Genomic DNA, 26,028 nt, shown 5'->3' on the forward strand with positions numbered 1-26,028 from the left:
CGGGCGCGGACGGTGCGCCATCGGCGCGGACATTGTTCCGGTGCTGTCACAGCGGGGCCAGGGGGGTAACCCGGCCGCTTCCCCGGCCCGTGTGACAGGGTGAACAGCCACTCGAACCGGGGGAACACACCATGAACAAGCGTCACCTGCCCGCTGCCGCCACCGCGCTCCTCGCCGCTGCCGTGATAGCCCTGACCGCCTGCGGGCCGAGCGAGGCGAAGCCCGAGGCGGTGCCGACGGCGACCGCCGTCGCGTCCGGTGCGCCCGGCGCCGCGCCCGCGCCCGCTTCCGCCGCTTCGGCGAAGCCCGTCCCGGTGTCCTCCGCCTCAAAAGGGGCACCCAAAGCGCCCAAAGCTTCGGCCCCGGTGGCGGATTGCCAGGCCGACGCCGCCCAGGTAGGCCACGTGATCGAGGCCGCCGAGGTCGGCTACGCCACCCACGTGTGGATGAAGGCCAAGGAGACCAGGTTCGTCTGCGGCCCGGACCTGCCGGGGGCGAGCCACTTCGAGGCGACCGGCGCCGTGAAGGTCTTCGAGTTCACCAACGAGGTCAGGACCTACGTGCTCGCCGACCTGAAGGAGAAGCCGTTCCCGCTGAACGACTTCATGGCCCGCGCGGAGGCCTGCCTGACCGACCGGAGCGCGGTGCAGCGGCCGTACGGCTGCTACGGCAACCAGTTCGCGGTCAAGGTGGACGCCGCCGGCAGGATCAGCGAGATCCACCAGCTCTACCGCCCCTGAGCTCAGGACGCGGGCACCGGCCGGTCGTTCTGGATCGCCTGGAACAGTTGCTGCGAGGCGTTCTGGGCCCAGAGGATCGAGGACCCGGCCGGGGTCTGGTAGTTCTGGTCGGCGATCGGCACGGTGACGGTCCGTCCGCCGGAGCCCGCCACCTCGTCCATCTGCACCCCGAACTGGGCCAGGGTCCACAGCGAGCTGCCTCGGTCCACCGTCAGGGCGTCCAGGGCGGCGCTCAGGAACGGGTACAGCACGAAGGGGTCGAGCAGGGTGGACGGGCTCAGCACCTCCCCGGCCAGCGCCTGCAGGAAGGCCTGCTGGTTCTTGATCCGGCTGAGGTCGGAGTCCGGCAGGGAGTAGCGGGTGCGGACCAGCTGGAGCGCCTCGGTGCCGTTCAGGGTCTGGCAGCCGGCCGGCAGGTCGGCGCCGGACTTGGCGTCGACCACCGGCTGGTCCAGGCACATCTTCACCCCGCCCAGCGCGTCGACGATGTCCACGATGCCGGTGAAGCCGACCTCGACGTAGTGGTCGATCCGGATGCCGGTGTTCTGCTCCACCGTCTGCACCAGCAGCTGCGGCCCGCCCTCGGCGAAGGCCGCGTTGATCTTGTTCTTGCCGTGGCCCGGGATGGTCACGTAGCTGTCGCGCGGGATGCTCATCAGCACCGGGCCGTTGTCGCCCTTGTGCAGCACCATGACGGTGTCGGTGTTGACCCCCGACTCACCGCCGACGTGCAGGTCCTGCTGTTGCTGACCGGTCAGCCCGGCCCGGCTGTCCGAGCCGACCAGCAGCCAGTTGGTGCCGGGGCCGTCGGCCGGCCGGCCCGACCAGTCGGCGACCGCGTCGGTGTGCCGGATCCTCCCGTCGGCCCAGAACCAGGTGCCGACCGCCGTCGCGACCAGCGCGAGCAGCAGCAGTCCGACCGTCCAGAGCACGATCCGCCACCAGCGCCGGCGCCGCCGCGGCGGCTTCGCGGCCGGGCCCCCGCGCGGGTTCAGCGAGGGCGGCAGCGGGGGTTCGGAGCCGTACGCGCCGGGAGTGCCGGTGGGCCTGCCGCTGCTGCTCATGCCTCCAGGGTGGGCTCCCCGGGCCCGGACGGCTGTCCGGTGGGGGCCGTCCGGGTGACACCGGCTGACGGTGGCTCAGATCTGACGCCGCCTCATGCCGCCTCGCTTCGCATCACGTCACTTCGCGTCACTTCACGTCGGGCACCGCGGTGTCGCCCTTGAAGGCGTCGAAGACCTGCTTGGCCTTCGCGGTGTCCCACTTCACCGCGGACTCGCCGGTGGGGGTGCGGAAGTCCGGATTGGCGATCGGCACGGTCATCGACTTCCCCTCGCCGCCGGAGACCGAGCGCATCGCCAGGAAGAGCGAGCCGAGGTCGCCGAGACCGGCGTCGTCGTCCACGATCAGGGTGCCCAGGCCCGAGCTGACCATCGGGTAGAAGGTGAACGGGTTGAGCAGGGTGCCGGGCGAGGCGGCCTGGTTGGCCAGCGCGGAGAGGAACTTCTGCTGGTTGCGCATCCGGCCCAGGTCCTGGTCGGCCATCTGGTGCCGCTGCCGGACGAAGGCCAGCGACTCCTTGCCGCTGAGCGACTGGCAGCCGGCCTTGAGGTTGAGCCCGGAGTCCTTGTCGGCGATCGGCTTGTCGATGCACATGTCCACCCCGCCGACCGAGTCCACGATGCCGACGAAGCCGGCGAAGCCGATCTCGGCGTAGTGGTCGATCCGCAGGCCGGTGTTGTGCTCGACGGTCTGCACCAGCAGCTTGCCGCCGCCGGTGTTGAAGGCCGCGTTGATCTTGGTGGTGGTGGCGGGGACGGTCTTGCCGTTCCCGTTGGTGTTGGGGTGCGCCGGGACGGTCACCCAGGAGTCGCGCGGGATGCTCATCAGGGTGTTCCCGTTGTCCCCGACGTGCAGCAGCATCATCGAGTCGCTGCGCTTGCCCACGGCGGAGCCGGTGTGCAGCGCGTCCTCGTCCGCGTCGGTCAGCCCCTCGCGGCTGTCCGAGCCGACGATCAGCCAGTTGGTGCCCTTCCCGGCGGGCGGGCGGCCGTCGTACGAGACCAGCACGTTCTCGTGGTTGAGCTTCGAACCGGCCCAGAACCAGGTGCCGGCGGCGGTCAGCATCAGTGCGGCCAGCGTGCCGTAGACCCCGACCTTGATCTTCCGGCTGCGCGGCCAGCGCGCGTTGGCGGGCCGGGGCGCGCGGGGCGGCTTCGGCGGACCCTGCGGGCCCTGCGGTCCGGGCGGTATCGGAGCGCCGGGGGCGCGGGGCGGGACGGCGCCCGCGCCGCGGGGGTTGAGCTCCGGCGGCAGTGCGGACCCGGCCTGGGCCGGCACCGGCGGCGCGGTGGGCGGGGCGACCGGGGGCGCGGCCGGGCGGCGGGGCGCCGGGGCGCCGGGGCCGCGCGGGTTCAGCCCCGGCGGCAGCGGGGGCTCGTCGCGGTACGGGTTCGGCCCGCCCTCGGAGCCGTAGGACCCGTACGCGCCGCCACTGCCGCCGCCCGGGCGGTCCTCCTGCCACGTGTTCATGTGGGGAAGAATGCCCGAAAGCAGGACCCCGCAGTGCAACGGGGTCTCCCACCAGGGCCCTTGTGACCGAGTTGATGCACGCCCCGGACCGCGCGGCCGAATGTTCACGGACTGGAACGAACCTTGACCCGTTCGAACACAGCGTGGTCCCATGGCCGGTATGGAGCAGCAGAGGATTCTCACGCGGAGGCGACACGTCGACCTGCTGCGCGTGTCCTGCTCCCTCTGTAGTGGCTGACCGCACGCCACCTTCCCTTCCTGCTTTCCCCCGCGCAGCGCCGCGCGCTCAGCCCTGCCCGCTTCCACACCCCAGGGGTGCCCCATGGCCACCGTCCTGTCCGTCTCCGGCTCGCCCTCCGCCGCCTCCCGCACCACCCGCCTGCTGCGCCACGTCGACGCCCGCCTCACCGGCCACGGCCACCGGGTGATCCCGCTGGAGGTGCGCAGCCTGCCCCCGGCCGCGCTGCTCTCCGCCGACACCAGCGATCCCCAACTAGCCCGCGCCATCGAGCTGTTCGCCGAGGCGGACGGGGTGGTGATCGGCACCCCGGTCTACAAGGCCGCGTACTCGGGTCTGCTGAAGACCCTGCTGGACGTCCTGCCGCAGTACGCGCTCGCGGGCAAGGCGGTGCTGCCGCTGGCCACCGGCGGCTCGACCGCGCACGTGCTGGCCGTCGACTACGCGTTGCGGCCGGTGCTCTCCTCCATGGGGGCCGGGCACATCACCCAGGGCTGGTTCGTGCTGGACCGGCACATCAGCGCCCGCGAGGACGGCAGCACGCTGATCGAGCGGGAGACGGAAGCCCTGCTCACGCCGGTGGTGGACGCCTTCGCGACGGCGCTCGCGCGACAGGGCGAGCCGGCCCTGGTGGCATGACCCCTGAGACGGGCGGCGGGAACCCCTAGGGGGAGGGGGCCCGCAGCCCGTACATCGGTCGTTGGTCGGCTTCCTCCCGGCGGATGACGATCCGTTCGGACGGCGCTCCTAACGTGGTTCTTACCTCGCTACTCCAGTCAGCACCACCTGGGGGGTGGGGGCAGCCCCAGGATCAAGACGGCAGACCGCACCATGTCCCCGGACGGGTGCGCTGCGGAAGTCTTGGGGCCGACGGGTGGACCACAGACCGAGGAGAATCCAGTGACGACGGCAGCCAGCGCCGTGAAGGACCAGCAGCTTTCCGGCGGCCCCGCCGCTCCGGCCGCGGCCGCGCGGCAGGTGACCAAGGCGTACGGCGCGGGCGAGACCCGGGTCACCGCCCTCGACGCCGTCGACGTGGACATCCACCGCGGCCGGTTCACCGCCATCATGGGGCCCTCCGGCTCCGGCAAGTCGACCCTGATGCACTGCCTCGCGGGCCTGGACACCGTCTCGGAGGGCCGGATCTGGATCGGTGACACCGAGATCACCGGCCTGAAGGACCGTCAGCTCACCAAGCTGCGCCGGGACAAGATCGGCTTCATCTTCCAGTCCTTCAACCTGCTCCCCACGCTCAACGCGCTGGAGAACATCACGCTCCCGATGGACATCGCGGGCCGCAAGCCCGACGCCGCCTGGCTGGACACCGTGGTCTCCACCGTCGGCCTGGCCGACCGCCTCAAGCACCGGCCGACCCAGCTCTCCGGCGGCCAGCAGCAGCGCGTCGCGGTGGCCCGGGCGCTGGCCGCCCGCCCCGAGATCATCTTCGGCGACGAGCCCACCGGCAACCTCGACTCCCGCTCCGGCGCCGAGGTGCTCACCTTCCTCCGCCGCTCGGTGGACGAGCTGGGCCAGACCATCGTGATGGTCACCCACGACCCGGTCGCCGCCTCCTACGCCGACCGCGTGCTCTTCCTGGCGGACGGCCGCCTGGTGGACGAGATGCACGCCCCGACCGCCGATTCCGTCCTCGAGCGCATGCGCCGCTTCGACGGCAAGCGCACCAGCTGAGACGGGGTCAGAAACCGATGCTGCTCAAGACCTCCCTACGGAGCTTCTTCGCCCACAAGGGGCGGATGGCGCTCTCGCTCATCGCTGTGGTCCTCTCGGTCGCGTTCGTCTCCGGCACCCTGGTGTTCTCCAACACCGCGACCTCCACCTTCGACAAGCTCTTCGCCACCACGGCCACCGACATCTCGGTCCGGCCGGCCATGCCCGAGGGTGCCGACGGCGAGCGGCCGGGCGACGAGCTCCGCACCGTCCCGGTCGGCCTGGAGAAGACGATCGCCGCCCAGCCGGGCGTCAAGTCGGCCCGCGGCGACGTCACGGTGCAGAACGCGGTGCTGGTCAACCCGGTCACCAACAAGGCGGTCGGCCCGACCAGCGGTGCCCCGACCATCACCGGTTCGTGGAGCAACGACCAGTCCATGCTGAAGATCACCTCGGGCGCCGCTCCGGCCGGTCCGAGCCAGATCGTGCTGGATGCGGACACCGCCAAGAAGGCGGGTCTGGGCCTCGGCTCCAAGCTGCGGGTGATCGTCCAGAGCGGCAACCACGACTTCACCATCTCCGGCATCGCCACCTTCCAGACCACCAACCCCGGTGCGGCGCTGGCCTTCCTGGACCTGCCCACCGCGCAGCGCGACCTGCTGGGCAAGGAGGCGTTCAGCACCGTCGAGGTGACGGGCGACGGCTCCAGGACCAACGACCAGCTGAAGGCCGCCGCACTGGCCGCCGTCGGTAGCGGGTACCAGGTGCTCACAGCTGAGGAGCAGAAGGCCGAGGGCAAGTCCCAGATGGGCTTCCTCGACTTCATGAAGTACGCGATGCTCGGCTTCGCCGGCATCTCGCTGCTGGTCGGCGGCTTCCTGATCATCAACACCTTCTCGATGCTGGTGGCCCAGCGCACCCGGGAGATCGGGCTGATGCGCGCCATCGGCAGCAGCCGCAGCCAGGTCAACCGCTCGGTGCTGATCGAGGCGCTCTTCCTCGGTGTGCTCGGCTCCACCCTCGGCCTGCTGGCCGGCATCGGCCTGGCCATCGGCCTGATCCAGCTGATGAAGGCCACCGGGATGAACCTCTCCTCCGCCGATCTGGAGATCGGTGCCAGCGTGCCGATCGCCTCGTACGCGGTGGGCATCGTGATCACCGTGCTGGCGGCCTGGATCCCGGCCCGCCGGGCCTCCCGGATCTCCCCGATGGCGGCGCTGCGCGATCACGGCACTCCCACCGAGGCCAAGGCCAACCGGGTCCGCGCTGTGATCGGGCTGGTCCTCGCGGCCGGCGGTACCGCGCTCCTGTTCGCCGCCGCCGGTGCGAGCTCGGCCGGTACGGGCGGCCAACTCCTGGGCGCGGGCGTCTTCCTGAGCCTGGTCGGCCTGGTGGTGCTCGGTCCGCTGCTCTCCACCTGGATGGTCGGGGCGCTCGGTGCGGTGCTGCCCGCACTGTTCGGCCCGGCCGGCCGGCTGGCCCAGCGCAACGCGACTCGCAACCCGCGCCGTACCGGCGCCACCGCCGCCGCCCTGATGATCGGTCTGGCGCTGGTCACCGGAGCTTCGGTGGTCACCTCCTCGATGGTCTCCTCGGCCAACGAGCAGATCGACAGCTCCGTGGGCGCCGACTACATCGTGCAGTCCCGGCAGGGCACGGCGCTGACCCCGGCGATCGTGGCGGCGGCCCGGTCCACCCCCGGCCTCAAGCACCTGACGCTGCAGAAGTCGATCGACGCCGTGCTCACCACGCCGGACGGCACGCAGAGCAAGAAGGAGTTGACCATCGCCGCCAACACCTTCACCCAGGACTTCAAGTTCCCGGTGGAGTCCGGCTCGGCGGAGGCCGCCTTCGCGGTCGGCGGCATCGCGGTCGACGGCAAGTTCGCCAAGGAGCACGGTCTCAAGGTCGGCGACCGGATCAAGGCCGACTACGAGCAGGGCCGCATCCAGGAGCTGACGGTCGGTGAGATCTCGAAGCCGGGCAGCGAGTTGTTCGACGGCAACTTCTTCACCAGCATCGACACGGTCTCCCAGGTCATCCCGACCGCGGATCTCCCGGCCGACCAGGCGATCTTCGCCGTAGCCGCCGACGGTGCCGACCCGGCCAGGACGCTGGCCGCGCTGGAGGACTCCCTCAAGGAGTACCCGCAGCTGATGATCAAGGACCGGGCGGGCTACAAGGAGATCATCCAGACCCAGGTCAACTCCCTGCTCTACATGGTCTACGGCCTGCTCGGCCTGGCGATCGTGGTCGCCGTCCTGGGCGTGGTCAACACCCTCGCCCTCTCGGTGGTCGAGCGCACCCGGGAGATCGGACTGCTCCGCGCCATCGGCCTCTCCCGCCGCCAGCTCCGCCGGATGATCCGCCTCGAATCCGTGGTGATCGCCCTCTTCGGCGCCCTGCTCGGCACCGGCCTCGGCCTCGCCTGGGGCGTCACCTCCCAGCAGGTGCTGTCCGGCCAGGGGCTCAACCTGCTGACCGTCCCGGTCGGCACCATCGTGGCGATCCTGCTCGCCTCCGCGGTGATCGGCCTGCTCGCCGCCCTCCTCCCGGCCTTCCGGGCCGGCCGGATGAACGTCCTCGCGGCCATCGCGACGGACTGACGCACCATCGGATGAGATCCGACGAAGGGGCCGCCACGGGGGTGCGGCCCCTTCGTCGTCGTTCGGTGCGGGCTCAGTCCAGCGCGTCCCCGAACAGGTGGTTGCCCACCTGGTCCGGGTCGGTGCTGGTGTAGAACCCCCGGAACGCGGACAGCAGTTCCGCCTCCGAGAGGACCCCGTCCCGGTCGGTGTCCAGCTTCTCGAACGCGAACCGCGCCGCCGCCTCGGAGGACCCGAAGGCCCGCTGGAAGTCCCAGAACTCCGCCGCCGAGATCCACCCGTCCTCGTTCCGGTCCATCAGCCGGAAGACCGCCAGCGCGGCCGGCCGCAGCACGTCGTCGAACGCCCCCGGCGCCTCCGCCAGCAGCCGCATGCCGACCCGGTACTCGTGCCGCTGGATCTTCTGGTCCCGGTTGCTGTCCAGATCGGCGACCAGCGCCCGCCACCACCCCTGGGACGCCTTCAGCATTGCCACCGCCTTCGGCGAGTCGAAGTCCGCCCCGGCGGCCACCACCGTCCGCACCGCCAGCCCGAGCACGTCGGAGGCGTCGATCAGCCCGTCCCGGTCCAGGTCGGCCCGCCCGAAGCAGAGGTCGATCTTCCGGTCGAGCGCGTCGGGGCTGGCTGTGATGGTCATACCGTGTTCCTTCGTCCTGGGCCGTCCGGGCGGAGCAGAGCCTAGGGAGCAGCGACGACGGGCGGCAACCGACCGGTCCCGGATGCACCAATCGCCATCTGATCGGAGCACGGGCCGGACTGCCCGTTGACGGGCATCCCGCTCGGCCTGCCGGCTCCTTTCGGGTTCGACCTGGGGACCACGGGTCTGCTGCCGTACTGAGGGGTGGCCGGAGGGCTGTTCGTGTACTGGTGAGATCATCTGCCGCATGTTTCCTGCCGACCCGCCCCTGCCCTCCGGCGTGCCCTTCACCGTCGAGGCGGCCGAACGGTGGCGTGCCGCGCGTACCGCGCACCGCTGGGAGAGCCGGTGGCTGGCCCTGCTGCCGCTCGGGCTCTGCCTGTTCGCGATGGTCGCGGCCGGGGTCCCGGCCGTCTGCAGCCCGCTCCAGCCGTGCGAGCAGGACTGGACGGAAGACCTGGTGGCCGTCGCGCTGCTGGCTGAGGCCTTGGTGCTGCTGGCCCGGCCCCGGGGACAGGTGCTCGTTCCGTACGGGCTGCTGCCGCTGGTCTGGTATCTGCCCCAAGGCCTGCCGGACGGGCCGAGCCGATGGGTCGTGCTGATCGGACAGGCGCTGCTGGCCTGGCTGCTGACCGTGGTCGAGGTCGGCCGCCGCAGGGCGCGGCAGCAACTCGCCGACCTGATGGGGCCGGAGGTGCCGTACCCGTGGACGGCTGCGGGTGGGCCCTCGCCGTTCGGCGCCGACCCGGTCCGGCCGACCGTGCGGCGGATGGGGGGACTGCTGCTGCTCGGTACGGCCGTACTGCTGCTGGGCCTGGGGCTGGACCGGCAGGCCGTGAGTGACGAACGGGCCGCCGACGCCCAGCCGGTGCAGGGCACCGTGCTGTCCTCGGACGAGGACGGCTCCACCGTGCTCAGGTACGCCCTGCCCGGTGACCCGGTCGTGCGCTCGGTCGAACTGGAGGTGTGGTGGGACGCCACCCCGCAGCCGGGCGACACCCTCCCGCTGCTGGCCGACCAGGACGGCTGGGCCCGGCTCGCGGGCGACCCGTACGACCCGACGGTCTGGGCGATGGGCGCGACGGTGGTCGGCGGGGTCGGGCTGATCGCGCTGGCCTCGGCCGCGCGGGCGGTCCGGATCAGGCGCGGCTTCGACCGGCCGGGTGCGCCGGCGCTCCGGGTGCTCGTCCATCCGCACCCGAGCGAGGAAGCGGTCGGGCCGGTGCTCGGGATGCCGCTCTGGAAGCTGAACACCCGGGAGATCCGCAGCTGGCACGAAGGGGTCTGGTCCGAGGGCCCCGTGGCGGAGTACGACGAGGAAGAGGACGAGGGCGAGGATGCGCCGCCGCCGGGAGAGCCGGTGGAGGCCCTCCTCTACCAGGGGCCTGACGGGGCGTCGGCCCAACTGCTGGTCCGCCCCTGGGTGGTCGGTGACTCGCCGGACGACGTCGGCGGGCCCCCGGTGGACTGGCTGGCCCTGGTCTGCACACCCGAGGTCCAGCTGTTCGACCGCCGGACCGCCCAGTCCGCCCGGCCCGCACTGCCCACGCTGATCAAGCCCGCTCCCGCCCCGCCGGTCCCCGCTCCCGTCGGCCCGGTGCCGGCTGCCCGCTGGTCGATGCCCGCGCCGCTCCGGCTGGCCTCCGGCCCGGTGGCCGCGCTGGTGCTCGGGTTCCTGGTGGTCAGCAGCTCGGACCACGGCTGGTGGGACGGGCTGCTGCGGCCGCTCACGTTCGGGGTGCTCGCGTTCACCGGTGTGGTGACCGCGCTCGGCTGGCAGCTGGTGATGGACCGGAGCGGTGTGTGGGTGGCCACGGGGCTCACCTGCCGTCAGGTCGGCTGGGAGCAGCTCGCCGGGGCGAAGGCCAAGGGCGGGCGGGTGACCCTCCGGATCCGGGGCGGCGAGGAGATCGGGTTCGGGAACTGGCTCACCCGGTGGTTCGGAGCGCGCGGCTACCGGGCCGAGGAGCTGGCCGCGGCCCTCGCCCACGCGGCCCGCGCGGAGGAGCACCGGCCCACCGGCCGGGCCCCCGGCCCGCTGTCGTACCGTCAGCTGCTGGTCAACCGGGTCTCGCTGGCGGCCTACCTGCTGCTGACGGTCGCGGTCTTCCTGGACGTCCGGAGCTGGTTCTAGCGGCAGCCGGTCCCGCTGGCCGCGGATCCGCCCCAAAACAGTAGCCATGGACATAGTAGCTATGTACTCTATTGCCATGAGCACGAGTGCACCTGGTCCCACGCCCGGCTTCCTGGTCTGGCGGCTCGCCAACAAGTGGCGGGTCGCGGTCGACCGCGCGGTGGCCCCGCTGGGTCTCACCCACGCCCAGTACTCGCTGGTGGCGTCGCTGTACGGCATGCAGCGGGCCGGGGAGCGGCCCAGTCAGCGCCAACTGGCCGACCACACCGGGCTGGAGGCGTTGTACGTGTCGAAGCTGGCGCGGGCGCTGGAGTCGGCCGGGCTGATCGAGCGGGCCCGTGATCCGCGCGATCCGCGGGCCGTGCAGCTCGCGCTCACCGAGCAGGGGCAGGTGGTCACGCGTCAGGCCGTCGCCGTGGTCCAGGAGCTGCTGGCGCAGTTGCTGGAGCCGCTCGGCGGCCCCGACGCCCCACGGGCGCGCGCGTTCACGGACGAGCTGACGACCCTGTTGGACGCGCCTCTCACGCCGTCCCTGCCGACCGACCACACCACTCAGGGGAGAACACCATGACCGGCACCGCCCCCCTCGCCGACGCCCGCGCGCTCGGCCTGGCCCACTACGCAGCCCGTGGCGTCCTGGAGCACGTCCTGGCCCGGCACGGCCTCACCTTCCAGCAGCAGGTCGCCCTGAGGGCCGCGGTCACCGCCGAGGCCCCGCAGACGCGGGACGGGCTGGTCGCCCAGGTCGGCGCCGCCCTCAAGTCCGATCCGGCCGAAGTCCGAGCCACCGTCGACGCGCTGCTGGCCCGGCGGCTGCTCCTCGCGGACGGTGTGCACCTGGGCCCCACCGACGCGGGGCGCGCCTTGCTCGCCGCCGTCGGCGCGGAGACCGCGCCCGTCACCGCCCGGGTCTGGGGCGGCATCCCCGTCGAGGACCTGGCCGCCGCCGGCCGCGTCCTCGCGCTGGTCACCGAGCGCGCCGACGCGGAGCTCGCGGCACTGACCGGCTGACTGGCTGACCGGGCCTCAGGGCGGCGCCGAGCCGGGGCCGGTCCACCTCGCCTCGACGGATGGTCGGTCACCCGGCCGGTGCGGCGGTCGGCCGGCCCGCTACGGGCAGCTGATCTCGGTGCCCGTGCTGGCAGTAACCGCAGGGGTGGCCGACGGGGTGGGGACGGCCGGCGTCGGGGAGGGCGGGGCGGCCACGCCGGTGACACCGGTGTAGTCGGTGCCCGCGATGACCTGCATGGTGGCGCCGAGGCCCGGGGTGGCGACGAGTTCGGCGTGCGGGAGGGCGGCGGCCACGGTCTTGACCGACTCGTCCCAGCGCGGGTCGTAGCGGACGGTGGTGCGGGTGGTGGAGCCGCCGCCCGCGTTGGAGGGGGCGCCGGTGGTGGCGAAGCCGGCCTTGCGGAGGTCGCCGTCGACCCGGGCGCCGAGCCCGACCACGCCTGCGCCGTTGAGCACCTGGACGTGGATCTGTCCGGGCGGGACGGTGCCTGCGGGCAGAGCGACGGAGCTGGGGGCGGCAGCGGTCGGCCGGTCGGTGAGCGGATGCCCCTCCCGGACGGCGGCGAACAGCGCCTTGGCCGCCTTCTCGTCCCAGCGGACGGTCGAACCCCAGCCCTCCACCTGGTAGTTGACGTCGCCGATCGGCACGGTGGCGAAGTCGGCCCGGGCGGGCGAGAGGTCCTTGAGCCGGGTGCCGAGCTGGACCAGGTCCTCGGTGCTCAGGCCCTTGTCGGCCTTGATCGACGTGAGCACGGCGTCGGTCACCCGGGCCAGCTTGACCGGGTTGAGCAGGGTGCCGGTGCCGGTGGCCTGCCGGAGCAGCTGGGCCAGGAACTTCTGCTGGCGCTGCATCCGCCCGAGGTCCGAGCTGCCGTCCACGTGCCGGGCCCGGACGTACTTGAGCGCCCCGGCGCCGTCCAGCCGGGTGGTCCCGGCGGGCAGGTCGAGGCCGGAGTACTCGTCCTTGAGCGGCCGGGAGGTGCAGACCTCGACCCCGCCCAGCGCGTCCACGGTGGAGACGAAGGAGAGGAAGTTGATCTGGAGGTAGTGGTCGATCCGCAGACCGGTGTTCTGCTCCACGGTGCGGACGGTGAGCGGGGCGCCGCCCATCCCGTACGCCGCGTTGATCTTGCCGTGGCCGTCCGGGACCTGCCGCCCGGTGGTGAGGTCCTGGTGGGCGGGGATCGCCACGTAGGAGTCGCGCGGGATGCTGATCACGCTGGCCCGGCCGCCGTCCTCGGCGAGCTGGACGATCATCATGGTGTCGGTGCAGTGGCAGGACTCGCCGCCCGCGTGCAGCACGTTCTTGAGGGTGTCGACGGGGATGCCCTCGCGGTCGTCGGTGCCGACCACCAGGAAGGTGGTGACGCCGTCGTCGGCGGGCCGGTCCTTGGCCTGGTCGAAGGCGTCCACCCGGCCGATCGCGTCGCCGACGCCGTTCAGCAGGGCCCGGCCGCCGCAGGCGGTGGCCAGGATCGCGAGCGAGACCGCACCCGCGAGCCAGCCACCCCAGCGGCGGCGGCGTGGGGTGCGTTCCTGCTCGGGGCGCGGGGCGGTGGGCGGCATCTCTCGGATGGTAGGCGGGGGGTCGGGCGGCCCGGCGGGGGCGCGCCGACCGGTTAGGCCGGACGCCGGGTGGTCGTGGGTACTGTCGATGGAACGTTTCTGCGGACCTCGCGCAGAGAACCGAACCTGACAAGGCCGGGCAGCCGCCGGTACGGTGGGCCCCGATGAACACCAAGGCTGCTGAGGAGCTGCCGGCGGTCTCCGTGATCATGCCGGTGCTCAACGAGGAACGTCACCTGCGGGCCGCCGTGCGGCACATCCTGGAGCAGGAGTACGCGGGCGGGCTGGAGGTGGTGATCGCCCTCGGTCCGTCCACCGACCGCACCGACGAGATCGCCGCCGCGCTGGCGGCCGAGGACGACCGGGTGCGCACCGTGCCCAACCCCAGCGGCCGTACCCCCGCCGGGCTGAACGCCGCGATCCGGGGCTCGCGTCACCCGATAGTGGTACGGGTCGACGGGCACGGCCTGCTCACGCCCGGGTACGTCGCCACCGCCGTCCGCCTGCTCGGTGAGATGGACGCGGCCAACGTCGGCGGCATCATGCACGCCGAGGGCGAGACCGAGTGGGAGCACGCGGTCGCCGCCGCGATGACCTCGAAGATCGGCGTCGGCAACGCGGCCTTCCACACCGGCGGGCTGGCCGGTCCGGCCGAGACGGTCTACCTCGGGGTGTTCCGCCGCGAGGTGCTGGAGCGGCTGGGCGGCTACAACGAGGAGTTCGTCCGGGCCCAGGACTGGGAGCTGAACTACCGGATCCGCCAGGACGGCGGGCTGATCTGGTTCACCCCGCAGCTCAAGGTGACCTACCGGCCCCGGCCGAGCGTCCGGGCCCTGGCCAAGCAGTACAAGGACTACGGCCGCTGGCGCAGGGTGGTCACCCGGTACCACAAGGGCTCGGTCAACCTCCGCTACCTGGCGCCGCCGGCCGCCCTGCTCGGCGTGGTCGGCGGGCTGGTGCTCGGCGCCGCGCTGCACCCGGCCTTCCTGGTCCTGCCCGGCGGCTACCTGCTCGCCATCCTCGGCGGCTCGCTGCTGGAGGGCCGCAAGCTGGCCGGCCGGGCCCGGGTCCTGCTCCCGGTGGCCCTCGCCACCATGCACCTGAGCTGGGGCTTCGGCTTCCTCACCTCCCCGCGCAAGCTGGCCCGCAAGGTGATCGCCAGCACCGCGCCCGAGCCGATGAAGCCGGTCAGCGAGTCCAACTAGCCCACGCCGCAACCCCCATGGCGCTATCTTCGGCGCCATGGGGAACTCCGTGCGGGTGGAAGACAGCGCCGACGTCGACGAGCGGGCGGTGATCGGGCCCGGCAGTACGGTCTGGCACCTGGCCCAGGTCCGCGAGGACGCGGTGATCGGCGCCGACTGCATCATCGGCCGGGGCGCGTACGTCGGCCCCGGGGTCCGGATCGGCGACCGGGTCAAGCTGCAGAACCACGCCCTGGTCTACGAGCCCGCCGTCCTGGAGGACGGCGTCTTCGTCGGCCCGGCCGCCGTGCTCACCAACGACCTCTACCCGCGCTCGGTCGACCCCGACGGCCGGCTCAAGCGCGGCGACGACTGGCACGCCAAGGGTGTGACGCTCCGTCAGGGCTGCTCGATCGGCGGCCGCGCGGTGCTGGTCGCGGGCGTCACCGTCGGCCGCTGGGCCCTGGTCGCCGCCGGCGCCGTGGTGCACCGGGACGTCCCCGACTTCGCCCTGGTGGCCGGCGTCCCGGCCCGCCGGATCAAGTGGGTCGGCCGGGCCGGCGAGCCCCTCACCGACGCGGGCGACGGCCACTGGCACTGCCCCCGCACCGGCGAGCGCTACGTCGAGACCGACGGCACCCTGCGCGAGGCCACGCCCTGACCACGGAGGTCGGCAACGGGGTGCGCCGCTCCGGCCCGCCGGCCGCCCGGCGCGATCCGCAGCAGCGGCCCTACCGCCCCTGGAGGTGGGCCGACCAGGAGCGGATGGCCGGGAGGCGCTGGTAGAGGACGTTGCCCGGGCACTCGGTGTTGAAGGCGTCGCGGTGGCCGGAGACGGTGCGGAAGGTGGCGGAGGTGCCCTTCTTGAACTTGCTGCCGTCCGAGGCCGAGGTGAGGGTGACCGAGCCGTTGGCGTCCTGGCCGGTGAGGCCGAGCTTCCAGGCGGCCGCCTTGGCGATGCCGTCGACCTGGGCCTGCGGCACGGTGTCGGAGCTGTAGCGGCCGAGCGCGGCGACCCCGGCGGTGTCGGTGTTGAAGCCGAGGGTGTGGGCGCCGAGCACGGGCCGGTCCACGCCGCCGGCCCGGCCCTCGTAGATCGTGCCGCAGCGGTCGACCAGGAAGTTGTAGCCGATGTCCCGCCAGCCGTTGCTCTTCACGTGGTACTGGTAGATCGCCCGGATCACCTTGGACGCGTCGGAGCAGGCGTAGTCGTTGGCGGTGTCGGTGTGGTGCACGAAGACCGCGCGGACCGGTCCGGTGTACTCGAAGGCGGGTTCGCGCAGGCTCTCGTCGGCGCCCCAGCCCGCCCGGGTGACGATGCCGGGGCGCGGCCCCTCGTGGGCGGCCGACGGCAGGGTGCGGGCGGTGGGCGTGCCGGGGTCGACCAGTTCGGCCCGCAGCCCGGCCGGCCGGTTGCCGGAGACCCGGACCGCGACCCCGTCGCTGGGCCCGACCCAGAGCGGTGCGGTGGCACCCCGGCGGGCCCGTTCGGGGCCGTCGGTGTCGGGCCGGTCGTCCGCCTCGACGGTGAGCGGGTGCCAGTCGCCCCACACCCCGGCGAGCGAGCGGACCCGGACCTCCACCGAGCCGTCGAACACCGCCGCGGGGTCGTCCCAGCTCACCCCGACCAGCGAGAACGCGGTGGTGTCCCGCTCGACCGGCCCCCGCTGACCCGCCGTCAGCGGGAAGGTGCTGACACCGCCGGGGGAGGACTGGGCGAGGGCGGGTTGGGGGAACAGCAGGAGGGAGCCGGCGGCGATGAGCAGGGAGAGGCGCATAGAAGGGATATTGCGCGCAAAACGGATCTGACGCCACGCCAGTTCGTCCGCCTGGCCTCCCCTCCCGGGGCGCCGCCGGAGGTCGTAGGCTGGACCGCACCATGACTGCGCCCTTCGCTGCCGACGCCCGCACCCCCGCCGAGCTGCTGCACGCATATCTGCGCGCGGGAGCCCCCGACGCCGACCCGTCCCGCCCCCTGGTCACGTTCTACGACGACGCGACCGGCGAGCGGGTGGAACTCTCCGCCAAGACCTTCGACAACTGGGTGGCCAAGACCGCCAACCTGCTCCAGGACGAGCTCAACGCGGGCCCCGAGACCCGCGCCGCGCTGCTCCTGCCGGCCCACTGGCAGAGCGCCGTCTGGCTGCTCGCCTGCTGGTCGGTCGGGGTGACCGCGGTTCCGGGCGGCAGCCCGGCCGACGCCGACCTGGTGGTCAGCGGCCCGGACGGCCTGGAGACCGCCAAGGACTGCTCCGGCGAGCGGGTGGCGCTCGCGCTGCGCCCGCTCGGCGGCCGCTTCCCCGAACGCCCGGACGGCTTCCTCGACTACGCCGCGGAGGTCCCCGGGCAGGGCGACCGGTTCGCCCCGTACTCGCCGGTGCACCCGCAGGGCCCGGCCCTGGAGACGCTGGTGGACGGCCTCCCGCTGAAGCTGACGGGGGAACAGACCGTCGCGCTGGCCCGGGAGGGCGCGCTCCGGCTCGGCCTGGAGCCCGGCAGCCGGGTGCTCAGCACCCTCTCGTACGACGACTGGACGGGTCTGGAGGCCGGCCTGCTGGCGCCGCTGGCCGCCGGTGCCTCGGTGGTGCTCTGCCGGAACTCCGGCGAGCTGACCGAGGAGCAGTGGACGAAGCGGATCGAATCCGAACGGGTGACTCTGCGACTGGGCTGACCCCGACCGGGCGGCCGGGTGGGTAGGAATCCCCGTCATGGCCGAGGACGATGACGACAGCGCGCGCCCCCCGACCTCCCGAGGCGGGGGGCGACGCCGTTTCCTGCTGATCACGGCGGCGGTCCTGGCCTTCTTCCTGCTGGCCGGGGGCGTGGTGGCCTGGCTCGGCTACCGCAAGCTGGACGGCAACATCGAGACCGACGCCACCACCGGGCAACTGCTCCAGCACGACGCGTCCGACCGCCCCGACCGGGGCCCGGTGGAGGCTGAGAACATCCTGCTGATCGGCAGCGACGACCGCAGTGGCGCCAACGCCGCGTACGGCTACGCGGGCGGGCGGCGTTCGGACACCACGATCCTGCTGCACCTGTCGGCGGACCGCCGGCACGCGACGGCGGTGAGCATCCCCAGGGACGCGATGGTCCGGGTGCCGGCCTGCGAACTGCCGGACGGCACCCGGACCCAGTCCCGCTTCATGCAGTTCAACTGGGCCTTCGAGGCGGGCGGCCCGGCCTGCACCATCCGGACGGTGGAGCAGCTCAGCGGGATCCGGATCGACCACCACCTGATCCTGGACTTCACCGGCTTCAAGCAGATGGTCGACGCGGTGGGCGGGGTGGAGGTCTGCGTGCCCAGGGCGATCCACGACAAGGACGCCCAGCTCGACCTGCCCGCCGGGCGGCAGACCCTCGGAGGCGAGCAGGCCCTCGGCTACGTCCGGGTCAGGGAGACCCTGGGCGACGGCAGCGACACCCAGCGGATGGGGCGTCAGCAGCAGTTCCTGGCCTCGCTGATCCGCAAGGTGCAGTCGCAGGGGGTGCTGCTCAACCCGGCCAGGCTCTGGCCGCTGCTGAACGCCGCGACCACCGCGATCACCGCCGACGAAGGGCTGAGCCGGCTCGGCTCGCTCTACGACCTGGCCCAGGACCTGCGCTCGATGCCCGCCGCGAACATGGTCTTCCTGACCACTCCGCGCCGCCCCTACCCCGGCAACTGGGACCGGGACCAGCTGGTCCAGCCGCAGACCGACCAGCTGTTCGCCGCGCTCAGGGCCGACCGGGTGGTGGAGGTGCAGCCGTACCAGGTCACGCCGTCCCCGACCGCCCGGGCCACCACCTCCGCCCGCCCCTCGGCCCGTGCCACCGCCCGCGCCACCGCGAATGCCCGCGCCTCCGCGAGCCCCGACGCCTTCGCGTACGCGGACGCCTTCGCGAGCCCCGACCCATGGGCGTACGCCGACCCCTCCGCCCCGGCGTACGAGCCCGCTGCGGGCGCTGCTGCGGCGGAGGACGCGGCCGGGGCGACACCGTTCCCCGACACCCCGTCAGCCTCGGGGGTCCCGCTCCCCGAAACGAGTCCGACCCTGGAGGGCAGGACCGCCGACCAGGACCTCTGCGCGATGCACTGAGGCGCCCCGGCCGAAATGTGTCGTTTCGGTGCAGGCGAGTCGCGAACTTTGCCCGGCTTTAAGCCGGTTGGCTGCCGTGGCGCCCGTCACACTCCGGCCGGATCATGGCGGAAGCTCGTCTAGGGTGTCCGGGGTGAACAGCGGACACCGGCACAGGAGCGACCTCGCGGACCAGAACCCGCCCGAGGCCGATCCGGCCGATCAGTGGGTACTCGACCCGGCGACGGGTGAGTTCCGGCTGGACCTGGACGCCGCGCCCGCGCCGGTGCCCCGTCCCCGGGTGGCGGCGACCCCCCGGCCCACCTCCTCCCGCTCGACCACCGCCCCGGCCCCCGCGTCGACCGGCGGCCGGGCCGACCGGCGGCGGCAGACCCAGGGCGGGAAGGCGAAGCCGCGCGGCCGCCGACGGGTCCTCAAGTGGACCGCTGGCGTGGCCGCACTGGTGCTGGTGGCCGGCTGCGGCGGCGCGTACTACGCCTACCAGCACTTCAACGGCAACCTCTCCTCGGTCGAGGTCAAGGTCGGCACCGAGGCCGAGCGGCCGAAGGCGGCCACCGGCGCGCTGAACATCCTGGTGATCGGCACCGACAGCCGGAAGGGTCTGGGGCGCGCGTACGGCGACGAGGGCAGCGAGGGCCACGCCGACACCACCCTGCTGTTCCACATCTCCAAGGACCGCACCAACGCGACCGTGATGAGCATCCCGCGCGACCTGATGGTGCCGATCCCGGAGTGCGAGACCGCGGCGGGCAAGAAGATCCCGGCCGAGGGCCGGTCGATGTTCAACACCAGCCTGGGGCAGGGCGGCCGGGACCCGGGCTGCACCTGGAAGACCGTCGAGAAGATGACGGACATTCACATCGACCACTTCGTGATGGTGGACTTCGAGGCGGTGAAGACCCTGTCCACCGCCGTCGGCGGGGTCGAGGTGTGCGCGGCGAAGGACATCAACGACAAGGACTCGCACCTGAAGATGTCCAAGGGCAAGCACGTGGTGCAGGGCGAGGAGGCGCTGGCCTTCGTCCGCACCCGGCACGCGGTCGGCCTCGGCGGGGACCTCACCCGCATCCCGCTCCAGCAGCAGTTCATCAGCTCGATGATCCGCAAGATCAAGAGCAGTGACACGCTGACCAGCCCGACCAAGCTGTGGAACCTCGCGGACGCCGCCACCAAGGCACTCACCGTGGACTCCGCGATCAAGAGCGTGGACAAGCTCAAGGACCTGGCGCTCGACCTCTCCAAGGTGAACACCCAGAACATCACCTTCACCACCGTGCCGGTGCTGGACGACCCCAAGGACGAGAACCGGCTGGTGCTGAACGAGAAGGACGCCGGCCAGCTGTTCGCGATGATCGCCGCCGACAGGTCGCTCACCGAGGTGGCCGGCGCCCCCGCCGAGACCCCGGCCGAGACCCCCGCCACCCCGCCCCCCGCCCCGACCGCGCCGCAGGTGGACGCCGCTGCGGTCAAGGCGACCGTACGCAACGGCACCGGCGCGCCCGGGCAGGCGACCAAGGGCGCCACCGCCTTGCAGGGCAAGGGCTTCGCCGCCGCCACGCCGGGCAAGGACGCCGCCGTCGTCGCCACCAGCTCGATCACCTACCCGCGCGGCAAGGCCGACCAGGCGGTCGCCCTGGCGGTCGCGCTCGGGCTCCCGGCCGAGGTGGCGAAGGAGAGCAGCGCGCTCGGTTCGAAGGACTCGTTGCAGGTGCTGCTCGGCAAGGACTTCACCGCGCTGGGCAAGCCGGCCGTGCCGGTGCCCACCGAGGCGCCCAAGGACCTCCAGCGGGTGCAGGCCGACGACGAGAACGTGTGCGCGAAGTAACCGGCCGTTCGACGGACCGTCATGCCGGGTGGGGGCAACCGTTCTGATTACGTAACAGGATTCGGGACCGTGCCGTGATCTCGGGTAGGTTCCGAACAGGTGGCCTACGGGGGGTCGACCACTTGAGCGGGGGGACCGGCCGATGACGAACGTTGAGACGCGCCCGGCGGGTGGCCGGGCCGCCGCTCGGCGCGCGGCCCAGGACCGCCCCCGGAAGCGCCGCTGGCTGCGGATCACCGCGCTGGTGCTCGGCTTCCTGCTGGCGGCGGGGTGCGGCGCCGGGTACTGGTACTACCAGAAGCTGAACGGCAACTTCCAGGCCGGCCAGCTCAACCTCAGCGACGTGACCGGCGAGAAGACCGCGCCGAACGCGGCCGGGCAGACCCCGCTGAACATCCTGCTGATCGGTACCGACAACCGGGGCTCCGCCGCCAACATCGCCCTCGGCGGCTCGGCCGACGAGGCCGGGCGGCCCGGGCTGGCGGACGTCCAGATGCTGCTGCACGTCGCGGCCGACCGCAGCAACGCCTCGCTGATCAGCATCCCGCGCGACACCCTGGTGGACATCCCCGCCTGCCGCAGCGAGGACGGGAAGCAGAACTTCCCCGCGGTCAAGAAGCGGATGATCAACGAGGCGCTGGCCCGGGGCGGCCCCGGCTGCCTGGTCGGCACCTGGACCGAGCTCACCAAGGTGCACATCGACCACTACATGATGGTCGACTTCGCCGGCGTGGCCAGCATGGCCGACGCGGTCGGCGGGGTGCCGGTCTGCGTCAACATGAACCTCTGGGACCGGTACCAGAAGGGCATCGGCGGCACCGACCTCAAGCTCCCCAAGGGCACCACCTACATCAAGGGCGAGCAGGCGCTCAAGTGGCTCCGGGTCCGGGACGCCTGGGGCGACGACATCGGCCGCACCAAGGCCCAGCACCTGTACCTCTCGGCGATGGTGCGGGAGTTGAAGGCCAAGGGCTCGCTCACCGACCCGGGCCGGCTGATGGGCCTGGCCGAGGCCGCCACCAAGTCGCTCAGCGTCGACAAGCCGCTGGCCGACATCCGAAAGCTGTACGAGCTCGGCACCGAGCTGCGCGCCGTCCCGACCGAGCGGATCAGCACCCTCACCGTCCCGGTGGTCACCGCGAAGAGCAACGCCGACCGGCTCGACCTCAAGCAGCCCGACAGCGACCAGATCTGGAAGCTGCTGCTGGCCGACCGCCCGCTCGACGACAAGGGCCCGGCCCCCGCCGACGCCCCGCCGAGCCCGGCCGCCTCGCCCACCCCCGCGCCCGGTGCCCAGGTGGTCAAGAGCAGCATCCAGCTCACCGTGCAGAACGCCTCCGGCGCCGAGCTCCGCGCCAAGGACGTCCGGACCGCGCTCAACGCCCTGGGCTTCACCGGCGCCACCGCCCCGGGCGGCGGCGGCAGCCAGGCCGCCACCCAGCTCACGTACGCCCCGGCCCAGGCGGCCCAGGCCCAGGCGGTCGCCGCCGCGCTCGGCCTGCCGCCCACCGCGCTCAAGGAGTCCGGTACCGGGAGGACGCTGGCCCTGGTGATCGGCGCGGACTGGCCGACCGGCACCACCTTCCCGGTCGCCGTCGCACCGACCCAGCTCCCCAAGTCCGCCGAGGCGGTCACCGCCGACGACGACAAGTCCTGCATGACCGTCAACCCGCAGGGGCGGATCTACACCTACTGACGCCCTCCGCGCGTAGGGTGCGGTGCGGAACGGAGAGGTGGTGGCGGAAGTGCCGGACGCAGAACGACGCTGGCGGCCCGGATTCCCGCTCGACCTCGGCCGGACGCTGCTGCCGCTGCGGCGCGGCCCCGCCGACCCGGCGTACCGGACCGACCCGGACGGCGCGCTCTGGCGGGCCTCCCGGACGCCGGGCGGGATCGGGACGCTGCGGCTGACCGTCCGGGCCGGCGAGGTCGAGGGGCAGGCCTGGGGCCCCGGTGCCGGCTGGCTGCTGGAGCGGCTGCCGGTGCTGCTGGGGGAGGGTGACGACCCGTCGGGCCTGGTGCTGCCGCCCGGCCCCCTGCGCGAGGCCCAGCGCACCCACGCGGGCGTCCGGCTGGTCCGGACCGGGCTGGTGCTGGAGTCGCTGGTCCCCGCGATCCTGGAGCAGAAGGTCACCACCGACGAGGCGTACCGCTCCTGGCGCACCCTGCTGCGCGACTTCGGCACCCCCGCACCCGGCCCGGCGGTCGGCCTGCGGGTGGCGCCGTCGGCCCGGGAGTGGGCGCTGATCCCCAGCTGGGAGTGGCACCGGGCCGGGGTCGACCCCAAGCGCTCCGCCACCGTGGTGCGGGCCGCCCGGCTGGCGCCCCGGCTGGAGGAGGCCGCCGCGCTGCCGCACGCGGAGGCGTTCGCCCGGCTCACCGCCGTACCCGGGATCGGCCACTGGACCGCCGCCGAGACCCTGCAGCGCAGCAACGGCGACCCCGACGCGGTCTCGGTCGGCGACTACCACCTCCCCAACCTGATCGGCTGGGCCCTGGCCGGCCGGCCCCGCAGCGACGACGCCCAGATGCTCGCCTTGCTCGCCCCGTACGCCGGCCACCGCCACCGCCTCTGCCGCCTGATCGGCCTCAGCGGCACCCGGGCCCCGCGCTACGGCCCCCGCCTCACCCCCAACGACCACCGCGGCCGGTAGGGGTCGGTTCAGCGGACCGTCAGAAAGGCGTCCGCCGACCGCTCCTGACGCTCCCTCGGCGCCTCGGCCGGCCGGCCGACGGCGACGGCGCCCATCGGGTCCCAGCCGTCGGGGAGGTCGAGGACCGCGCGGACGGTGTCGCGGCAGAACATGGTGGAGGAGACCCAGGCGGAGCCGTAGCCCTCGCCGGTCAGGGTGACCAGGAAGTTCTGCACGGCGGCGCCGATCGCGACGGTGAACATCTCGCGTTCCGCGGCGGCCCGCCGCGCGTCGGGGTAGTCGTGCGCCCCGTCCAGCACCAGGCAGGGCACCACCAGGTACGGCGCGTCCCGGAGCACGTCGCCGCGGGCGGTGCGCCGGGCCACCTTGGCGTCGTCCCAGCCGTCCAGCTCGCGCAGGTCCCGCTGCCAGGCGGCGAGCATCGCGTCGAGCAGCCGGGTCCGTACCTCGGCGGTCTCCAGCAGCACGAACCGCCACGGCGTGGTGTGGTGCGGCGCCGGCGCGGTCACGGCGGCCGCCACCGCGCGGCGGACGGCGGCCGGGTCGACCGGCTCGGCGGTGAAGGAGCGGACGGTGCGGCGCAGCGTGACCGCCTGCCGCAGCGCCTCGGAGGTACCCAGCCGGAACATGTCGTCGACGGCCGGCCGGATCATCGGGCGGATGCCCTCGCCGTCCCCGGCCGTCACCAGGGTGCTCAGGCCGCGCACCACGGCGACCGGTACGCCGCTGGTCTTGCCCTTCACCAGGTCGCCGGCGGCGGCCAGTTCGTCGGCGGTGGCGGTGACGGTCAGGGCGAGCTCGTTGCCGTGGCTGTCCCGCCGGCCGCGGTGGTCGTCCAGGACGGAGAGCCCGGCGGCACCGATCGCCACGTCGGTCAGGCCGTTGCGCCAGGGGCGGCCGAAGGTGTCGGTGACCAGGACGGCCAGCCGACGGCCGGTCAGCTGCTGGAGCCGGGCCCGCAGGGCCCGCGCGGAGGCGTCCGGGTCGAGCGGCAGCAGCAGCACGGTGCCGGGGGCGGTGTTGGAGGCGTCCACGCCGGCCGCCGCCAGCACCATGCCGTTCCGGTTCTCGACGATCCGGGCCGGGCCGCGCCGGGCGACCACCCGGACCGTCTCGGCGTCGATCGCGGCCTCCCGGTCGGCGGCGTGCAGCAGCCGGCCCTCGGCCTTGCTGACGATCTTCGAGGTGACCAGCAGGATGTCGCCGTCCTCGAACGTCCCGGCCTTGGCGATCAGCTCGGCCAGGTCCGCGCCGGCGGTGATCTCCGGCAGCCCGCCGACCGGCAGGACCGAGATCACGTCCGGACCTGCTCGGCCAGCTCCAGTGCGGCCCGGGCCATCGCCGCGGTCGCCGCGACGTCGGTCATCAGCAGCGGGACGGCCCGGCAGGCGATCCCGGCGGCCTCGACCGGTTCGACCGAGGCGGTGTCGGCGGCGTCCACCAGCCAGCCGTCGAGCAGTTCGGCGCCGTAGTGCAGGGCGACTGCCGAGGCGGTGGTCTCCACGCCGACCGCGGCCAGCACCTTGTCGGCCATCCCGCGCACCGGTGCCCCGCCGATGATCGGGGAGAGCCCGACCACGGGGGCGGCGGCCTTGCTGACGGCCTGCCGGATGCCGGGGACGGCCAGGATGGTGCCGATCGAGACCACCGGGTTGGACGGCGGGAGCAGGATCACGTCCGCCTCGGCGATCGCCTCCAGCACGCCGGGGGCGGGCTTGGCGGTCTCGGCACCGACCGGGATGATCGCCTCGGCGGCCACGGCGGCGTGCAGCTTGACCCAGTACTCCTGGAAGTGCACCACCCGGGGGCCGGACTCGTCGGTGATCCGGACGTGGGTCTCGACCCGGTCGTCGCTCATCGGCAGCAGCCGCACCCCGGGCTGCCAGCGGTCGCAGAGCGCCTCGGTGACGGCGCTGAGCGGGTAGCCCGCGCCGAGCATCTGGGTCCGCACGATGTGGGTGGCGAAGTCCCGGTCGCCGAGGCCGAACCACTCGGGCCCGACGCCGTACGCCTTCAGCTCCTCCTTGACCGACCAGGTCTCGTCCGCCCGGCCCCAGCCCTGTTCCTCGTGGATGCCACCGCCGAGGGTGTACATCACGGTGTCGAGGTCCGGACAGACCTTGAGACCGAAGAGGTGGATGTCGTCCCCGGTGTTGCCGATGACGGTGATCTCGTCCTGAGGGCCGGTCACTTCCCGGAGTCCGCGCAGGAAACGCGCCCCACCGATCCCGCCTGCCAGTGCCACGATGCGCATGCGCTCATCCTGCCAGGCGGGCCGGTGGGTGCGGGCCCGGGGTCAGTGCGACTCGACCCGGGTCTCCGGGGCGACGGAGGCGCCGTACTGGTTCATCTCGACCAGGCCGGGCGAGTAGAGGTGGATCGAGACGGCGGGCTCCAGCGAGGCGTTGACCACCTCGTGCAGGTACCCGGCCGAGAAGACCCGCTGGCCGCCGGGCCGGAGCGGGCGGGTGCCCTCGCCGGCGTGGGTGAGCGAGCGCTCGACCAGCTCGCCCTGGAGCACCGTCATGACGCCGGAGGACTGGCCGTGGTCGTGGAAGCCGCTGCTCTGGCCGGGCAGCCAGCTGAGCAGCCAGACCTCATAGCCCGGGCCGGTCTCCAGCCGGGAGTACCAGCGGGTGAGGGCGTCGTAGCGGACCAGCGGCTCCCAGCGGGAGCGGTCGGCGGCGATCTCCCGGACCAGCCGGGCGTAGTCGGCGACGGTGCCGGGGTGCTGCGGGAGGTCGGTACGGGCCAGGTGCGAGAAGGCCAGCGGGTCGCCGGCGATGGAGACGTCGCTCAGGCCGTCGGTCCACCTGCGGGGCGGGACGACGGTGACGGCGGTCTGCTTGGAACGATCACGATTGCGCTTGCGGAGGCGGGGCATTCGCACGGTGTGAATCCTCGGAGCGGTAGGTCGGCGGGTGGTCAGCCGATCCGCGGGGATTCAGAGGGGGACTGTCGCGCGGGCGGCCTCGGTGTTCCTGGGCGGCGCGCGGTGGGACGCGAGCGCCTAGATACAGGAACAGAGGCGACAACAGAGCGAGCTCGCGGCACGACGGAGCAGCGCCTGGCGGCGGCTCCGAGGGGTGGCGAACTCTGACATGCGTGCAAGGAGACCGCAAGAGGGGTGCGAGTGTCAACCCAACTGGGGGGA

Annotated in this window: 22 protein-coding genes; 14 read left to right on the top strand and 8 right to left on the bottom strand. The window is 73.0% G+C overall.

What is annotated here, in order from left to right:
• Window positions 1-131 precede the first annotated feature (131 nt).
• On the top strand, window positions 132-740 hold the full coding sequence (locus ABT118_RS05285; protein WP_350645003.1) for a hypothetical protein: 609 nt from the start codon (window positions 132-134) through the stop codon (window positions 738-740).
• Window positions 741-742: 2 nt separating this feature from the next.
• Here the strand turns inward: ABT118_RS05285 and ABT118_RS05290 are convergent, their stop codons facing one another.
• Window positions 743-1,804, bottom strand: coding sequence for an LCP family protein (locus ABT118_RS05290; protein ID WP_350645005.1), 1,062 nt, complete (start codon window positions 1,802-1,804; stop codon window positions 743-745).
• Between the two features lie 127 nt (window positions 1,805-1,931).
• Window positions 1,932-3,272: an LCP family protein gene (locus tag ABT118_RS05295; protein ID WP_350645007.1), complete on the bottom strand. Its 1,341-nt coding sequence runs from the start codon at window positions 3,270-3,272 to the stop codon at window positions 1,932-1,934.
• A 322-nt stretch (window positions 3,273-3,594) separates the two neighbouring features.
• Here ABT118_RS05295 and ssuE point away from each other — a divergent pair, with 322 nt between their 5' ends.
• From ssuE to ABT118_RS05310, 3 genes are all read left to right on the top strand, one after another.
• Window positions 3,595-4,149 carry an NADPH-dependent FMN reductase gene (ssuE, locus tag ABT118_RS05300; RefSeq protein WP_350645009.1) on the top strand — a complete coding sequence of 185 codons (555 nt, stop codon included), beginning with the start codon at window positions 3,595-3,597 and terminating at the stop codon, window positions 4,147-4,149.
• A 261-nt stretch (window positions 4,150-4,410) separates the two neighbouring features.
• Window positions 4,411-5,199: an ABC transporter ATP-binding protein gene (locus tag ABT118_RS05305; protein ID WP_350645011.1), complete on the top strand. Its 789-nt coding sequence runs from the start codon at window positions 4,411-4,413 to the stop codon at window positions 5,197-5,199.
• Window positions 5,200-5,216: 17 nt separating this feature from the next.
• The gene (locus ABT118_RS05310) at window positions 5,217-7,784 is read left to right on the top strand and encodes an ABC transporter permease (protein WP_350645013.1); all 2,568 of its coding nucleotides are present in this window, start codon (window positions 5,217-5,219) and stop codon (window positions 7,782-7,784) included.
• Between the two features lie 73 nt (window positions 7,785-7,857).
• Here ABT118_RS05310 and ABT118_RS05315 read toward each other — a convergent pair whose 3' ends face one another.
• Window positions 7,858-8,421: an EF-hand domain-containing protein gene (locus ABT118_RS05315; protein WP_350645015.1), complete on the bottom strand. Its 564-nt coding sequence runs from the start codon at window positions 8,419-8,421 to the stop codon at window positions 7,858-7,860.
• Between the two features lie 247 nt (window positions 8,422-8,668).
• Here ABT118_RS05315 and ABT118_RS05320 point away from each other — a divergent pair, with 247 nt between their 5' ends.
• From ABT118_RS05320 to ABT118_RS05330, 3 genes are all read left to right on the top strand, one after another.
• The gene (locus tag ABT118_RS05320; protein WP_350645017.1) at window positions 8,669-10,555 is read left to right on the top strand and encodes a hypothetical protein; all 1,887 of its coding nucleotides are present in this window, start codon (window positions 8,669-8,671) and stop codon (window positions 10,553-10,555) included.
• Window positions 10,556-10,631: 76 nt separating this feature from the next.
• Window positions 10,632-11,126 (top strand): MarR family winged helix-turn-helix transcriptional regulator, encoded by a 495-nt coding sequence (locus ABT118_RS05325; protein WP_350645019.1) that lies wholly within the window; start codon window positions 10,632-10,634, stop codon window positions 11,124-11,126.
• Window positions 11,123-11,566 carry a winged helix DNA-binding protein gene (locus ABT118_RS05330; protein ID WP_350645021.1) on the top strand — a complete coding sequence of 148 codons (444 nt, stop codon included), beginning with the start codon at window positions 11,123-11,125 and terminating at the stop codon, window positions 11,564-11,566. Before ABT118_RS05325 ends, ABT118_RS05330 begins: the two co-directional genes overlap by 4 nt.
• A gap of 99 nt (window positions 11,567-11,665) precedes the next feature.
• On the opposite strand, the gene ABT118_RS05335 is transcribed toward ABT118_RS05330, so the two are convergent.
• A complete protein-coding gene (locus tag ABT118_RS05335; protein ID WP_350645023.1) occupies window positions 11,666-13,132 on the bottom strand; it encodes an LCP family protein in 1,467 nt (488 codons plus the stop codon).
• 164 nt (window positions 13,133-13,296) lie between these two features.
• Here ABT118_RS05335 and ABT118_RS05340 point away from each other — a divergent pair, with 164 nt between their 5' ends.
• Window positions 13,297-14,337: a glycosyltransferase family 2 protein gene (locus ABT118_RS05340; RefSeq protein WP_350645024.1), complete on the top strand. Its 1,041-nt coding sequence runs from the start codon at window positions 13,297-13,299 to the stop codon at window positions 14,335-14,337.
• Between the two features lie 37 nt (window positions 14,338-14,374).
• Window positions 14,375-14,977, top strand: a complete 603-nt coding sequence (locus tag ABT118_RS05345) for an acyltransferase (protein ID WP_350645026.1) — start codon at window positions 14,375-14,377, stop codon at window positions 14,975-14,977.
• Between the two features lie 70 nt (window positions 14,978-15,047).
• On the opposite strand, the gene ABT118_RS05350 is transcribed toward ABT118_RS05345, so the two are convergent.
• Window positions 15,048-16,094, bottom strand: a complete 1,047-nt coding sequence (locus tag ABT118_RS05350; protein WP_350645028.1) for a peptidoglycan recognition protein family protein — start codon at window positions 16,092-16,094, stop codon at window positions 15,048-15,050.
• A gap of 101 nt (window positions 16,095-16,195) precedes the next feature.
• Between ABT118_RS05350 and ABT118_RS05355 the strand changes: the two genes are divergently transcribed.
• The 5 genes from ABT118_RS05355 (at window position 16,196) to ABT118_RS05375 (ending at window position 22,874) form a co-directional block, all read left to right on the top strand.
• Window positions 16,196-16,987 (top strand): TIGR03089 family protein, encoded by a 792-nt coding sequence (locus ABT118_RS05355; protein ID WP_350645030.1) that lies wholly within the window; start codon window positions 16,196-16,198, stop codon window positions 16,985-16,987.
• 37 nt (window positions 16,988-17,024) lie between these two features.
• Window positions 17,025-18,395 carry an LCP family protein gene (locus tag ABT118_RS05360; RefSeq protein ID WP_350645032.1) on the top strand — a complete coding sequence of 457 codons (1,371 nt, stop codon included), beginning with the start codon at window positions 17,025-17,027 and terminating at the stop codon, window positions 18,393-18,395.
• A 133-nt stretch (window positions 18,396-18,528) separates the two neighbouring features.
• Entirely contained in the window at window positions 18,529-20,220 is a 1,692-nt protein-coding gene (locus tag ABT118_RS05365; RefSeq protein WP_350645034.1) for an LCP family protein, read from the top strand.
• A 142-nt stretch (window positions 20,221-20,362) separates the two neighbouring features.
• Entirely contained in the window at window positions 20,363-21,916 is a 1,554-nt protein-coding gene (locus tag ABT118_RS05370) for an LCP family protein (protein ID WP_350645036.1), read from the top strand.
• Window positions 21,917-21,965: 49 nt separating this feature from the next.
• Entirely contained in the window at window positions 21,966-22,874 is a 909-nt protein-coding gene (locus ABT118_RS05375; protein ID WP_350645037.1) for a DNA-3-methyladenine glycosylase family protein, read from the top strand.
• Between the two features lie 8 nt (window positions 22,875-22,882).
• Here ABT118_RS05375 and ABT118_RS05380 read toward each other — a convergent pair whose 3' ends face one another.
• The 3 genes from ABT118_RS05380 to ABT118_RS05390 are packed head-to-tail and all read right to left on the bottom strand — an operon-like array spanning window position 22,883 to window position 25,764.
• On the bottom strand, window positions 22,883-24,172 hold the full coding sequence (locus ABT118_RS05380; RefSeq protein WP_350645038.1) for a coenzyme F420-0:L-glutamate ligase: 1,290 nt from the start codon (window positions 24,170-24,172) through the stop codon (window positions 22,883-22,885).
• Window positions 24,169-25,128 (bottom strand): 2-phospho-L-lactate transferase, encoded by a 960-nt coding sequence (gene cofD, locus ABT118_RS05385; protein ID WP_350645039.1) that lies wholly within the window; start codon window positions 25,126-25,128, stop codon window positions 24,169-24,171. The genes ABT118_RS05380 and cofD overlap by 4 nt, the downstream gene beginning before the upstream one ends.
• Window positions 25,129-25,170: 42 nt before the next feature.
• Window positions 25,171-25,764: a cysteine dioxygenase gene (locus ABT118_RS05390; RefSeq protein WP_350645040.1), complete on the bottom strand. Its 594-nt coding sequence runs from the start codon at window positions 25,762-25,764 to the stop codon at window positions 25,171-25,173.
• Window positions 25,765-26,028: the final 264 nt, after the last annotated feature.

The organism is Kitasatospora sp. NPDC002040 (assembly GCF_040296785.1).
GTDB lineage: Bacteria > Actinomycetota > Actinomycetes > Streptomycetales > Streptomycetaceae > Kitasatospora.

What these genes read in the sequence shown, in the direction of transcription:
- ABT118_RS05285 (WP_350645003.1), top strand. Translation starts at nt 132, where the DNA reads ATGAACAAGCGTCACCTGCCCGCTGCCGCCACCGCGCTCCTCGCCGCT.
- ABT118_RS05290 (WP_350645005.1), bottom strand. Translation starts at nt 1,804, where the DNA reads ATGAGCAGCAGCGGCAGGCCCACCGGCACTCCCGGCGCGTACGGCTCC.
- ABT118_RS05295 (WP_350645007.1), bottom strand. Translation starts at nt 3,272, where the DNA reads ATGAACACGTGGCAGGAGGACCGCCCGGGCGGCGGCAGTGGCGGCGCG.
- ssuE (WP_350645009.1), top strand. Translation starts at nt 3,595, where the DNA reads ATGGCCACCGTCCTGTCCGTCTCCGGCTCGCCCTCCGCCGCCTCCCGC.
- ABT118_RS05310 (WP_350645013.1), top strand. Translation starts at nt 5,217, where the DNA reads ATGCTGCTCAAGACCTCCCTACGGAGCTTCTTCGCCCACAAGGGGCGG.
- ABT118_RS05315 (WP_350645015.1), bottom strand. Translation starts at nt 8,421, where the DNA reads ATGACCATCACAGCCAGCCCCGACGCGCTCGACCGGAAGATCGACCTC.
- ABT118_RS05320 (WP_350645017.1), top strand. Translation starts at nt 8,669, where the DNA reads ATGTTTCCTGCCGACCCGCCCCTGCCCTCCGGCGTGCCCTTCACCGTC.
- ABT118_RS05325 (WP_350645019.1), top strand. Translation starts at nt 10,632, where the DNA reads ATGAGCACGAGTGCACCTGGTCCCACGCCCGGCTTCCTGGTCTGGCGG.
- ABT118_RS05330 (WP_350645021.1), top strand. Translation starts at nt 11,123, where the DNA reads ATGACCGGCACCGCCCCCCTCGCCGACGCCCGCGCGCTCGGCCTGGCC.
- ABT118_RS05335 (WP_350645023.1), bottom strand. Translation starts at nt 13,132, where the DNA reads ATGCCGCCCACCGCCCCGCGCCCCGAGCAGGAACGCACCCCACGCCGC.
- ABT118_RS05340 (WP_350645024.1), top strand. Translation starts at nt 13,297, where the DNA reads ATGAACACCAAGGCTGCTGAGGAGCTGCCGGCGGTCTCCGTGATCATG.
- ABT118_RS05345 (WP_350645026.1), top strand. Translation starts at nt 14,375, where the DNA reads ATGGGGAACTCCGTGCGGGTGGAAGACAGCGCCGACGTCGACGAGCGG.
- ABT118_RS05350 (WP_350645028.1), bottom strand. Translation starts at nt 16,094, where the DNA reads ATGCGCCTCTCCCTGCTCATCGCCGCCGGCTCCCTCCTGCTGTTCCCC.
- ABT118_RS05355 (WP_350645030.1), top strand. Translation starts at nt 16,196, where the DNA reads ATGACTGCGCCCTTCGCTGCCGACGCCCGCACCCCCGCCGAGCTGCTG.
- ABT118_RS05360 (WP_350645032.1), top strand. Translation starts at nt 17,025, where the DNA reads ATGGCCGAGGACGATGACGACAGCGCGCGCCCCCCGACCTCCCGAGGC.
- ABT118_RS05370 (WP_350645036.1), top strand. Translation starts at nt 20,363, where the DNA reads ATGACGAACGTTGAGACGCGCCCGGCGGGTGGCCGGGCCGCCGCTCGG.
- cofD (WP_350645039.1), bottom strand. Translation starts at nt 25,128, where the DNA reads ATGCGCATCGTGGCACTGGCAGGCGGGATCGGTGGGGCGCGTTTCCTG.